Source organism: Trinickia sp. LjRoot230, from assembly GCF_964253315.1.
In the GTDB taxonomy this organism is placed as follows: domain Bacteria; phylum Pseudomonadota; class Gammaproteobacteria; order Burkholderiales; family Burkholderiaceae; genus Trinickia.
The window spans coordinates 1,757,712-1,770,257 of sequence record NZ_CAXUQX020000001.1 but is presented as its reverse complement, the minus strand read 5'-3'; the positions used below and the strand labels follow the sequence as shown (position 1 = coordinate 1,770,257).

9 protein-coding genes are annotated in these 12,546 nt (G+C 63.2%); 3 read left to right on the top strand and 6 right to left on the bottom strand.

The features are described 5' to 3' along the window. Nucleotides 1–73: 73 nt before the first annotated feature. From pyrH to rpsB, 3 genes are all read right to left on the bottom strand, one after another. A complete protein-coding gene (gene pyrH, locus ACSQ20_RS08255) occupies nt 74–787 on the bottom strand; it encodes a UMP kinase (RefSeq protein WP_436018816.1) in 714 nt (237 codons plus the stop codon). Nucleotides 788–1,062: 275 nt separating this feature from the next. Further along, entirely contained in the window at nt 1,063–1,944 is an 882-nt protein-coding gene (gene tsf, locus ACSQ20_RS08250; RefSeq protein WP_436022989.1) for a translation elongation factor Ts, read from the bottom strand. 192 nt (nt 1,945–2,136) lie between these two features. Continuing rightward, nucleotides 2,137–2,886 (bottom strand): 30S ribosomal protein S2, encoded by a 750-nt coding sequence (rpsB, locus tag ACSQ20_RS08245; RefSeq protein ID WP_436018814.1) that lies wholly within the window; start codon nt 2,884–2,886, stop codon nt 2,137–2,139. A 398-nt stretch (nt 2,887–3,284) separates the two neighbouring features. Here rpsB and map point away from each other — a divergent pair, with 398 nt between their 5' ends. The 3 genes from map (at nt 3,285) to ACSQ20_RS08230 (ending at nt 8,495) form a co-directional block, all read left to right on the top strand. Then, a complete protein-coding gene (gene map, locus ACSQ20_RS08240) occupies nt 3,285–4,097 on the top strand; it encodes a type I methionyl aminopeptidase (RefSeq protein WP_436018812.1) in 813 nt (270 codons plus the stop codon). 124 nt (nt 4,098–4,221) lie between these two features. Continuing rightward, nucleotides 4,222–6,792 carry a [protein-PII] uridylyltransferase gene (locus tag ACSQ20_RS08235; protein ID WP_436018810.1) on the top strand — a complete coding sequence of 857 codons (2,571 nt, stop codon included), beginning with the start codon at nt 4,222–4,224 and terminating at the stop codon, nt 6,790–6,792. Between the two features lie 56 nt (nt 6,793–6,848). Beyond that, nucleotides 6,849–8,495, top strand: a complete 1,647-nt coding sequence (locus ACSQ20_RS08230) for a pseudouridine synthase (protein ID WP_436018808.1) — start codon at nt 6,849–6,851, stop codon at nt 8,493–8,495. A 48-nt stretch (nt 8,496–8,543) separates the two neighbouring features. Here the strand turns inward: ACSQ20_RS08230 and def are convergent, their stop codons facing one another. The 3 genes from def to ACSQ20_RS08215 all read right to left on the bottom strand — a co-directional run bounded on the left by def (nt 8,544) and on the right by ACSQ20_RS08215 (nt 12,433). Further along, nucleotides 8,544–9,077 (bottom strand): peptide deformylase, encoded by a 534-nt coding sequence (gene def / locus ACSQ20_RS08225; RefSeq protein WP_436018806.1) that lies wholly within the window; start codon nt 9,075–9,077, stop codon nt 8,544–8,546. Continuing rightward, nucleotides 9,074–11,122 (bottom strand): NAD-dependent DNA ligase LigA, encoded by a 2,049-nt coding sequence (gene ligA / locus ACSQ20_RS08220; RefSeq protein WP_436018804.1) that lies wholly within the window; start codon nt 11,120–11,122, stop codon nt 9,074–9,076. Before ligA ends, def begins: the two co-directional genes overlap by 4 nt. 81 nt (nt 11,123–11,203) lie before the next feature. After that, nucleotides 11,204–12,433 carry a cell division protein ZipA C-terminal FtsZ-binding domain-containing protein gene (locus ACSQ20_RS08215; RefSeq protein WP_436018802.1) on the bottom strand — a complete coding sequence of 410 codons (1,230 nt, stop codon included), beginning with the start codon at nt 12,431–12,433 and terminating at the stop codon, nt 11,204–11,206. Nucleotides 12,434–12,546: the final 113 nt, after the last annotated feature.

Genomic DNA, 12,546 nt, shown 5'->3' with positions numbered 1-12,546 from the left:
CAGTGCCGGCCACCCCGCCCACGTCGTTCGTCGATACCGAACGCCCAAGCGGGTGGCCGCGTTGTGCGAGAGTTTACACGTGGACGAGCGTCCCCTCGTCCTCGCCCTGGATGATGCGCTTGAGCGCGCCCGCCTTGACGATCGAAAAAACGCGGATCGGCAGCTTCTGGTCGCGGCACAGCGCAAACGCCGTCGCATCCATCACCTGCAGGTTGCGCCCGATCGCCTCGTCGAAACTGATCGTGGCGTAGCGGGTCGCCGCAGGGTCCTTGTTCGGGTCAGCGGAGTATACGCCGTCGACCTTCGTCGCCTTGAGCACCACTTCCGCGCCGATTTCCGAGCCGCGCAGCGCAGCCGCCGTGTCGGTCGTGAAAAACGGGTTCCCGGTACCGGCTGCGAAAATCACGACCTTGCCCTCTTCCAACTGCCGGATGGCGCGCGGCCGAATGTACGGCTCGACCACCTGGTCCATCCGCAACGCCGACTGCACCCGCGCTTCGATTCCCGCGTGTCGCATCGCGTCTTGCAGCGCGAGCGCGTTCATCATGGTGGCGAGCATGCCCATGTAGTCGGCCGTGGCGCGGTCCATGCCGGCCGCGCCGCCTGCCACGCCGCGGAAAATATTCCCGCCGCCGATCACCACGGCGAGCTGCGTGCCCAAGCGAACAACCTCCGCGATATCCGTCACCATTCTTTCGATCGTCGCCCGGTTGATGCCGAAGGCGTCGTCGCCCATCAGAGCTTCACCGGAGAGTTTGAGAAGAACGCGTTTGTAGGCAGTGGGCATAGCGGTATCCGAATCGCGCGGAAGGAAAGACAACAATGTGGAACTGTAGGGGTGAAACAATATTTGGAGCAAGCGCCGCCCCAGGCGCGCCGCGCCATCACCGGTCAGACGCTATTCACGCCCGGCCGGCGATTTTGGCACGCAATGACTAGGGGAAACCCCTTGCCTCAACAGGCGATGAGGCTCGTATCAGCGCCTGACGCTGGCGAGATGCGAGCCGGATGCGCTTGATCGTTGTTACCGTTGTTACTGTGCTCTTACGTGCTTACTGCGCTTCACTGCTGCTTCGCAGCCGCAACTTGAGCAGCCACTTCGGCTGCGAAATCGTCCTGGCGCTTTTCGATGCCCTCGCCAACCACGAACAGCGCAAATTTTTGCACCGACGCATTGCCGGCTTTCAGCATCTGCTCGATCGTTTGCTTGTCGTTCTTCACGAACGGCTGGTTCAGCAGCGACACTTCCTTCAGGTACTTCTGCACGCTGCCTTCGACCATCTTCGCGACGATTTCGGCCGGCTTGCCCGATTCAGCGGCCTTTTGCTCGGCAATGCTGCGCTCCTTGGCGATCAACTCGGCCGGCACGTCGCTTGCCGCCAGAGAAACCGGCTTCATGGCCGCGATATGCATCGCGACGTCCTTGCCGACTTGTTCGTCCTGGCCCGCGTACTCGACGAGCACACCAATGCGCATGCCGTGGAGATAAGCCGCAAGCTTGTTGGTCGTCTGGAAGCGGACGAAACGGCGGATCGACAGGTTTTCGCCGATCTTGCCGACGAGCGCGAGACGCACCGCATCGACGGTTTGACCGTTCAACGGCAGCGCCGACAGCGCAGCCACGTCCGCCGGGTTTTCACTAACGATAAGTTCGGCGATTTGCTTGGCAAAACCGTTGAAATCGTCGTTCTTTGCAACGAAGTCCGTTTCGCAGTTCAGTTCGACGAGCGCGCCTGCGCCAGCCCCGATGGACGATGCGATGATGCCTTCGGCCGTCACACGCGAAGCTGCCTTGCTGGCCTTATTGCCCAACTTCACACGCAACAACTCTTCGGCGCGCGACATATCGCCGTCGGCTTCCGTCAGCGCCTTTTTGCATTCCATCATCGGCGCGTCGGTCTTCGCGCGCAGTTCTGCCACCATGCTTGCGGTAATTGCCGCCATCATTCGCTCCTTGAGTCCGTCTTTCACACGCTGCGCGCATTCGATGCGAGCAGCCGGTATTCGTTTGCGGCATGCGCCGAGCGGCACGCCGCATCAATCGCCGGCAACCGGGCCGAAGCTTAAAAAAAGGGGGCCCTCGAGAAGCCCCCTTATTTGCCGGCCGCGGGTATGCCGCGGGTTGCCGGGGGCAGCTTACGCCTCCCCGTTGACCTCGACGAATTCGTCGCCGTCGCCACGCACGGCTTGTACGACTTCATTGACCGCGTTCGCGCGGCCTTCGAGGATCGCATCAGCCACGCCAGCCGCATACAGCGCGACGGCCTTGCTGGCGTCGTCGTTGCCCGGGATCACGTAGTCGATGCCTTCCGGCGAGTGATTCGTGTCGACCACGGCGATGACCGGCACGCCGAGCTTGTTCGCCTCGGTCACGGCGATCTTATGGTAGCCGACGTCCACGACGAACACTGCGTCGGGAATGCCACCCATGTCTTTCACACCGCCGATCGACTTTTGCAGCTTGGCAATCTCGCGTTCGAACAGCAGCGCTTCCTTCTTGCTCATGCGCTCCGTTTCGCCTGCCTCGACCGCCGCTTCCATTTCCTTGAGGCGCTTGATCGATACCTTCAGCGTCTTGAAGTTGGTCAGCATGCCGCCGAGCCAGCGCGCATTGACGTACGGCATACCGCAGCGCTGCGCTTCTTCGGCGACGATTTCACGCGATTGGCGCTTCGTACCGACAAAAAGAATCGTGCCCCGATTGGCTGCCAGTTGACGCATGTACTTCAGCGCGTCGTTGTACATCGGCAGCGTTTTTTCGAGGTTGATGATGTGAATCTTGTTGCGATGACCGAAAATGAACGGGGCCATCTTCGGGTTCCAGAAGCGCGTTTGGTGACCGAAGTGGACACCGGCTTCCAGCATTTGACGCATGGTAACTGCCATGAAATTCTCCGCGAGGGTTAGGTCTTAAGCCGGCTGCCGTACCGGTCCTGCCGCAGGGAACTCGACTTCGAGAGTTGGCCCGCCGCATGGACCGGCACCCTGGGTGCGCCGGCTTGCGAATCGGTGTGCCGCACTTGTTGCAGCGCACCGCTCGTCGCACTGAGGTTGTCCAAGGCAAAACAGCAAAAGGCCAAGGTAAACCCTAAAGCGACTAGCCCGAAAGTATAGCACGCACGCCTTGTCTGCCTCAAGCGCGCTGACAGCGCGCTGACAGCCGCTCGACACGAGCTTGTCAGCCCCGAGCCGAGCCGCGGGTGCCGCGCCGACTCGTATCAGCACCTGCCATCCGCTCCATAAGGTGCGATAATCGGCGGACCTACGTTTCAGGCACGCATCCAATGGCTATTACGATCAAAAACGAACACGACATTGCGCAAATGCGCATCGCGTGTCGCCTCGCCAGCGAAGTACTCGATTACATCACGCCGTTCGTCAAAGCCGGGGTGACCACCGGCGAACTCGACCGGCTTTGCCACAATTACATGCTCGACGTCCAGGGCACGGTTCCGGCACCGCTCAATTATCAGCCGCCCGGCTACCCGCCGTACCCGAAGGCCACCTGCATTTCCGTCAACGACGTCATTTGTCACGGCATCCCCGGCGATAAGGTCGTCAAAAACGGCGATGCGCTCAATATCGACATCACCGTCATCAAAAACGGCTACTTTGGCGATACGAGCCGGATGTTCATTGCAGGCGAAGGCTCGATCCTGGCAAAACGCCTCATCCAGACGACATACGAATGCATGTGGCTCGGCATCGAGCAAGTGCGCCCCGGCGCCCGGCTCGGCGATATCGGCCACGCTGTTCAGCGTCACGCGGAAGCTCAGGGTTATAGCGTCGTGCGCGAATACTGCGGCCACGGCATCGGCACGGTCTTCCACGAAGATCCGCAGGTGCTTCACTACGGCCGCCCCGGCACCGGGCTCGAGCTTCAACGCGGCATGATCTTCACCGTCGAGCCGATGATCAACGCCGGGCGCCGTGATATCCGCACAATGCCGGACCAATGGACCGTCAAGACCCGGGACCGCAGCCTGTCAGCGCAATGGGAGCACACGGTGCTCGTCACCGAGACCGGCTTCGACGTGCTGACGGTCTCCGCGGGCACGCCCGAACGGCCGCGCCTGCCCGTCGCCGCTTCGTCCTGAGCCGGCATCGGCGCCACGCATGGCGAACCGGCCTGCCGGATGTACCGCGCGCGGCAGGCCGGTTCGCGCTTTCGCCTGATTTGTCGTCGGGCCTTTCGTTAGACGCATCCGAATCACCACGCTTATGAGCGTCCCCGCTGCCCGGCCCGATCCCATGTCGCTCAAAGCGGATTACCGCGTCGCCAAAACCGCGTTGCTCGAACGCTTCGAGGCAGCCAGCAACGTCGACAGCGCGATGCGCGCACTGTCACGCGCCACCGACGATGCACTGCGCCGCGCCTGGCGCACCTGCGATCTGCCCGCCTCGCTCGCGCTCGTTGCTGTCGGCGGCTACGGACGCGGCGAGCTTTCGCCGTACTCCGACATCGACATTCTCGTGCTGATGCCCGAGCCGCCGGCGCCGGAACTGGAAGCGCGCATCGAGCGCTTTATCGGCATGGCATGGGACCTCGGGCTCGAATTGGGCAGCAGTGTACGCACGGTCGGCGAATGCATCGACGAGGCCGAGCGCGATATCACCGTCCGCACTTCGCTGCTGGAGGCGCGCCGCATTGTCGGCAGCACGACCGTCTTTCAGCGCTTTGCACTGCGGTTCAACGAAACGCTCGACGCTCGCGCATTCTTTCAAGCGAAAGTGCTCGAAATGCGTCAGCGTCACGCGAAATTTCAGGATTCGCCGTACAGCCTGGAGCCGAACGTCAAGGAAAGCCCGGGCGGCTTGCGCGATCTGCAATTGATTCTTTGGATCGCCCGCGCAGCCGGGTTCGGCAGCAGTTGGCGAGAACTCGACGAACGCGGTCTGATCACGGCGCGCGAAGCGCGGGAACTGCGCCGCAACGAGGGTTTTCTCAAAACGCTGCGCGCCCGGCTGCACATCATCGCGGGGCGGCGCCAGGACGTGCTCGTCTTCGATTTGCAAACCGCCGCTGCAGAGAGCTTCGGGTACGGCTCGACGCATGCCCGTCGCGCAAGCGAACAGCTGATGCGCCGTTATTACTGGGCGGCCAAGGCCGTCACTCAGCTCGCAACGATTTTGATCCAAAACATCGAAGCGCAGCTTTTTCCACGCACAAGCGGAATCACGCGCGTGCTGTCGGAGCGCTTCGTCGAAAAGCAAGGGATGATCGAAATCGTCAGCGACGACGTATTCGAGCGCACCCCCACGGCCATTCTTGAAGCGTTTTTGCTGTATGAAGCGACGCCTGGCACCAAGGGGCTCTCCGCACGTACGCTGCGGGCACTTTACAACGCGCGCGAAATCATGGATTCCCATTGGCGCAAGCACCCGGAAAACCGGCGCCTTTTCATGGCGATTCTGAAGGAGCCGCAAGGCATCACGCACGCATTGCGGTTGATGAACCAGACCAGCGTGCTCGGACGTTATCTGCTCAACTTTCGCCGCATCGTCGGGCAGATGCAGCACGATCTTTATCACGTCTACACGGTCGATCAACACATTTTGATGGTGCTGCGCAATCTGCGCCGCTTTGCCATCGCCGAGCACGCGCACGAGTATCCGTTTTGCAGCCAGTTGATGGCGAACTTCGAGCGGCAGTGGGTGCTGTACGTCGCCGCGCTCTTTCACGACATCGCGAAAGGACGAGGCGGCGACCACTCGACGCTCGGCATGGCCGATGCACGGCGTTTTTGCCGCGAGCACGACATCGTGGGCGATGACGCCGCGCTTGTTGTCTGGCTCGTGCAGCAGCATCTGACCATGAGCCAGGTCGCGCAGAAGCAAGACACGAGCGACCCCGCCGTTATCGCGCAATTTGCGGCGCTCGTGGGCACGGAGCGCCGTTTGACCGCGCTTTACCTGCTCACGGTTGCCGACATCCGCGGGACCAGCCCAAAAGTATGGAACGCCTGGAAGGGCAAGCTGCTCGAGGACCTTTATCGAATGACGCTTGCCGTGCTCGGTGGGGCACGGCCCGATCAGCACTCCGAACTCAAAACGCGCCAGGAAGAAGCGCTTGCGCTGTTGCGGCTCGAGACCGTGCCCGAACATGCGCACGACCCGCTATGGGAGCAGCTCGATGTGGGCTACTTCCTGCGCCACGATGCGGCCGATATCGCCTGGCAAACGCGCGTGCTCTATCGCCACGTCGCAGCCGACGCGCCGATCGTGCGGGCACGGCCGTCGCCCATTGGTGAAGCGCTGCAGGTGCTCGTCTATGTGCGCGACCGGCCGGACCTCTTCGCTGGTATCTGTTCCTACTTCGAGCGAAACGGCCTGTCGGTACTCGACGCGCGTATCAACACCACGCGTCACGGCTACGCACTCGATAACTTTATCGTCGCCCAACCCGAAGGCGACGTACAGTATCGCGACATCGCCAACCTCGTCGAGCAACAGCTGTCCGGTTGGCTGTCCTCGGGCACGCCGTTGCCGGAGCCGTGCAAAGGCCGGCTGTCGCGGCTGTCGCGGACTTTTCCGATTACGCCGCGCGTCGATTTGCGTGCCGACGAGCGCGGCCAATATTACATCCTGTCGGTGTCGGCGAACGATCGCCTGGGCCTGCTCTATTCGATCGCACGCGTTCTGGCCGATCATCGGGTTGGCGTGCACGCTGCGCGGATCGACACGCTCGGCGAGCGCGTCGAAGACGTTTTTCTACTGGACGGGCGCGAGCTGTCGGATAACCGACTCCAGATCCAGGTCGAAACCGAGTTGCTGCGCGCGATCGCGCTCTAATCCGTTTTTCAGGCCGCCAAGCAGCCAGGCGGCCAAACGCTTTTTCTCGAGACTCTATGCGCGTCAAACTGACAGCCAAGCATCCGCGACCGGCCACCCCGGATCGCGCCCCCGTTCGCCCAGGCAACGCGCCCGCGCGCAAGCCGGCGCGGTCAGCACCAGCGCGGCCAGCCGCGAGCGTACGGCCAGCCGCTACGAGTGCGCCTTCGACAGCGAAAGTGCCACGGCCCGCCGGAAAAGACGCCGAGCGTCGCTCGTCTCCGAAAAGCCCCGCAGGGAAAACGGGGAATGCGGCGCGAGGAACGGACACGCGGGCGGAACGTAGCGAGCAAGTCGATCGTAACAAGCGCACCGAACGCGAAGACTGGCCAGCCAAGGCACCAAGGACTAACCGAGCCGATCAGGCATCGGCGGGAAAAAACGCCGAGCGCCGCGAATACGGCGAACGTGGCCCACGCGTGCGCAGCGAAGGCGGCACGCGCAATGCCGCTGCGCCCGCAACTGGCAAGCGCAGCAGCAGCCCCCGAACGCCCGGCGCCGACCGACCCGCTGGGCGGTCATACAACGACCGCGCCACATCGAGCGCAACGGGCGAGCGACCCGCCCGGCGGGCCGCGCCGCAGGCTGGTGCGAGCGCGAGCGGCGACGCATATGGTCCGCGTGCCGGCAGCAAGTCAAGCGGGCCCGTAAAGCGCGAAACCACAGAGCGCGCGCCGCGGACCTCACCCTCGGGCCATGCCGCGCGCCGAACGCGGGACGAACCCGCCACCGCTCAAAGACGTCCACCGCGCGGTGGGCCCGCATCCGCGGCACCCGTAGCCGTAGCGTCAACCGCACGAGGCAAGCCGGCCGCGCCCCGCCGGCCCGCGACAAACCGCGAGCAACCGAGCAAGACGCGCGTCGCAGTGGCAGCGCCAGCCACATCCGCCCCAAGGCCAGACACCGACGACACGTTGCGTCTATCCAAACGCATGTCGGAACTCGGTCTTTGCTCGCGTCGCGAGGCCGATGAATGGATTGAGAACGGTTGGGTGCGCGTGGACGGCGTGCGCGTCGATACACTGGGCGCACGCGTGCGGCCCGATCAGCACATCGAGGTCACCCGTGATGCGCAGGTGGCCCAGGCCCGGCAAGTCACGATTTTGCTGCATAAGCCGGTCGGCTACGTTTCGGGCCAGCCGGAAGCCGGCTATGATCCCGCCGTCACGCTCGTCACAGCCGACAGCCACTGGGATGGCGACGGCTCCACCCAGCGCTTTTCGCCGAGCCATTTGCGCGCGCTCGCGCCCGCGGGCCGTCTCGATATCGACTCGACTGGTCTGCTTGTGCTGACACAAGACGGCCGTATCGCGAAGCAATTGATCGGCGAGCAGTCAGGCGTGGAAAAGGAGTACCTCGTGCGTGTCAGCTACGGCGAGCATACGACCGATGTCTCCCGTCACTTTCCCGCCGACAAGCTCGCCCTATTGAGGCACGGCCTCTCGCTCGACGAGGTCGCACTCAAACCGGCCAAAGTGAGCTGGCAAAACGGCGAGCAATTGCGTTTCGTACTGCGCGAAGGCAAGAAGCGGCAGATACGGCGCATGTGCGAGTTGGTCGGGCTGCAAGTGGTGGGGCTAAAGCGTGTGCGCATCGGACGCGTAGCGCTCGGGCCATTGCCGCAAGGCAAGTGGCGGTACCTTGCGGCGGACGAGGCGTTTTGACGGCGATGGCGCGCCAATTCCTCCAGGAACGGCGCGCCGGCGACTGATTCAATCGTCGCTGTTGGGCTCCAGGTCGGGGAACAACACGTCGGTGAAGCCGAATTTAGAGAAATCGGTGATCCGCATTGGATACAGCTTGCCGATCAAATGATCGCATTCGTGCTGGACCACGCGCGCATGGAACCCTTCGGCCACCCGATCGATCGCCTGCCCGTATTGATCGAACCCGTGATAGCGAATCATCGAAAACCGGCCTACCACGCCACGCATGCCCGGCACGGAAAGACACCCTTCCCAGCCCTCCTCGGTATCTTGCGACACCGGCGTAATCGTCGGATTGATGAGCACCGTCTCCGGTACGGGCGGCGCCTCCGGGTAACGTTCGTTGTACCCAAAACCAAAAATGACCACCTGAAGATCGACGCCGATCTGCGGTGCGGCAAGCCCTGCGCCGTTCGCCGCATGCATCGTTTCGAACATATCCGCAATCAACGCGTGCAGTTCGGGGTTGTCGAAATGGTCGATGGGCTGGGCGATGCGCAGCAAGCGCGGATCGCCCATCTTGAGAATTTCGCGAATCATGGGTTATGGCCCTCCAGGAGCTTGCGCATACCGTCTTCGTCGACTACAGGGACGCCGAGTTCCTCGGCTTTTGCGAGCTTGCTGCCCGCCTCCGCCCCCGCCACCACGTAATCCGTCTTTTTCGACACGGAGCCGGACACTTTCGCACCGGCCGCCTCGAGCATTTCCTTCGCTTGCTCGCGTGACAGGCTAGGCAATGTACCCGTCAGCACGACTGTTTTGCCGGCCAGCACGCCCGGCGGTGCGCGCGGGGCGGGCGGACCTTCGGGCCACGTCACCTTGTCAGGCGCGCGCAACTGCTCGATGACCGTTCGATTGTGTTCTTCGGCAAAGAACTGATGAACCGACTCGGCGACGACAGGCCCCACATCGTTCACTTCGAGCAGTTCTTCCGTCGACGCGTTCATCAGCGGATCGAGCGCACCAAAATGGTGGGCCAGATCTTTTGCCGTCGATTCCCCCACGTGGCGAATCCCGAGCGCGTAGATAAAGCGGGCCAGCGTCGTATGCTTCGCTTTCTCGAGCGAATCGAGCAGATTCTGTGCGGATTTTTCCGCGAACCGCTCGAGCTGCGACAGCGTGGCAAAACCCAGGTTGAAGAGATCAGCTGGGGTGCGTACAAGGCTCTGTTCGACGAGCTGATCGATGATTTTCTCGCCAAGCCCGTCGATATCGAGTGCGCGCCGCTGTGCAAAATGCCAGATGGCCTGCTTGCGCTGGGCCGGGCAGACGAGCCCGCCGGTGCAGCGGGCGACAGCTTCATCCGGAAGCCGCTCCACCCGCGAGCCGCACACGGGGCAGGTGTCCGGCATCACGAATTCCCGCGCGTTCTCGGGACGCTTGTCGAGCATAACCGAGACCAACTCAGGAATGACATCGCCCGCGCGCCGCACGACGACGGTGTCACCAATGCGCACGTCTTTGCGGCGCACTTCGTCCTCGTTATGCAACGTTGCGTTGGTCACGGTAACGCCGCCAACGAACACCGGCTTGAGGCGCGCCACCGGCGTAATGGCGCCAGTGCGTCCGACGTTGACATAGATGTCGAGCAACTCCGTCATGGCCTCTTCGGCAGCAAATTTGTGTGCCAGCGCGAAACGCGGCGCGCGCGAGACGAAGCCGAGCCGGTCTTGATCGTCGCGCCGATTGACCTTGTATACGACACCATCGATTTCGTACGGCAGCGACCGGCGCTTTTCGCCAATACGGCCAAAAAATTCGAGCAGCCCCTGGGCACCTGCGACGACGGCGCGCTCGGCGCACACCGGCAGCCCCAGTTCGACATACCACTCGAGCACCGCGCTATGTGTCTTGGGCATCTCGATTCCGTCGAGTTCGCCGATGCCATATGAAAAAAACGACAAAGGCCGCTGCGCGGTGATTCTCGGGTCGAGCTGCCGAAGACTACCCGCCGCAGCATTGCGCGGATTGGCGAACTCGCGCTGGCCCGCTTCGCGCTGACGCGCGTTGAGCTTCTCGAAATCGCGCTTGAACATCAACACTTCGCCGCGCACTTCAACCACCCGCGGCAGGTGTGCGCCCTTTAGCTTGAGCGGGATAGAGCGGATCGTCCGCACGTTTTGCGTCACGTCCTCGCCCGTGGCGCCATCGCCGCGCGTCGCGGCGCGCACCAGCCGCCCATCCTCGTAGCGCAGCGCAATGGCGAGCCCATCGAACTTCAGCTCGCACGCGTATTCGACATCGGAGCGGCCGAGTGTCTCTGCGTTACGTCGGTCGAACGCCCTCACGTCATCGTCGGCGAAACCGTTGTTGAGCGACAGCATCGGCACTGCATGAATCACTGGTGCGAAACCGCTAGCGGCCTGGCCACCGACGCGTTGGGTCGGAGAATCAGGGGTGATCAGGTCTGGATGCTCGTTCTCGATGCGCTGGAGTTCGAGAAACATCCGGTCGTACTCCGCATCGGGCAACTCAGGCTGGTCGAGCACGTAGTACTGATGATTCGCGCGATCAAGTTCCGTGCGCAACCAAGCTGCGCGTTCGGCGGGTTTGTCTGTGGGCGGTTCGACGATCGTTCGGGCCATGCTGGGAGCGCGTTTGTTCGCATTGCGGATAACCAGGGCATTATCGCAGCAAGGCGCGCGATGCGCGCACGGCCCGTCAACTCATTGGCTAAACAGCCTACGCGTCGCAGGCGAGCCCGCAGGAATGCCCGCCTCCTCGAGTTTCGCGTAAAGCGTCATCAACTGTTTTTCGATCGCAAGCAGTGCCGTTTCGGGCAACGGCCGGCACTGATCGTCGACAACGCGCCCCCCGATGCGTTCGGCCAGCGACTTCGCGTAATCGCACATGAGCCTGAATGGCAGGATGTCTTCGTCGGCAACCGGCACATCCAGGATCAGGGTGATCATCTGCCCACCCTTGTAGGTGAGATCGTCGCGCAGAAAGTTGGTGTCGCCGAATTGCAGCATGAAAACGGGGCTTTGCTTCGCATCGAGCTTGACAAAGCGCGTGCCGTCGCGCGAAAGCAGCAGACCGTCTTGTGAGGCGACCGCCTGCACGTAATTCGCTGACCACGGCGCACCGTCCGAGAGGACGTTGACCGAGAGTTGCGCGTCGCATTGCGCGGCGAAGCCATCGAGTTCGCGCGCCATCGACACCGTCTCGAGCATGTCGGGAAACTCCGGCGCACCATCGATCGCATCGGCGAATTGCTGCACCCCCGAGACGAATTCCGAAAACTCCAGCTCGTTCAGCGCACCACTGCGGTTGGCCAGTTGCACCGCCGCGCGCAATTCGTCGTAGCGCTGGCCGCTTTGCAGCAACTCCCACCCGCTTTCCCCGTCGGGCCTGCCTTCGACGTACACGGGCTTGCTACCCGCGCGACGCAGCCGCTGCGCCAGCGGCATTGCCTTGTCGCCGGCAATCGGCGCACCGAGCCTGATCTGTACAACGGAATCGATACGGCGGTCCACCACGTGCGGCGGCGCCGACGAAATCGTCGTGGCGGCAGGCGCGATCGGCTCTTCGGCATGCCCCGCTTGCCCGGCATCCGCGCCCGGCGGGGCCGTCGCCGCGTCGGGCGCTGTGGCTTCGGCCTGCAAATCCGCCGCGGTGTCCGGCGGGGCGATACCGAAGCTAGGCTCGACGCGCGCCCCGCCGTCCGCTGCAGACGTGTCCGACAGCGCTGGTTCGCGGCGCACGCTTGCGCGCGCCGGTTCGATAAACGGCCGCTCCTCCTCGTGGTCGTGGCGCGCAAGCGCCTCGGCCGCATCGGTCGGCATCGCTCTTGGCATCCTGCGGCGCACCTTCGCCCCCTGCCACGCGTTGTATCCGACCACTCCCACCACCACCACGGCGCCTGCGCCGATCAATCCGAGTGTCAACTCGTCCATGCACGCTCCATGAATCACATTCCGCTCGAGTTCGCTTGGGTTCGCTCGAATTCGTTCGAGTCCGCTTGGGTCCGCCTCGGTCCGCGCACCGGCGGCGCAACCGGTGCCGCTTC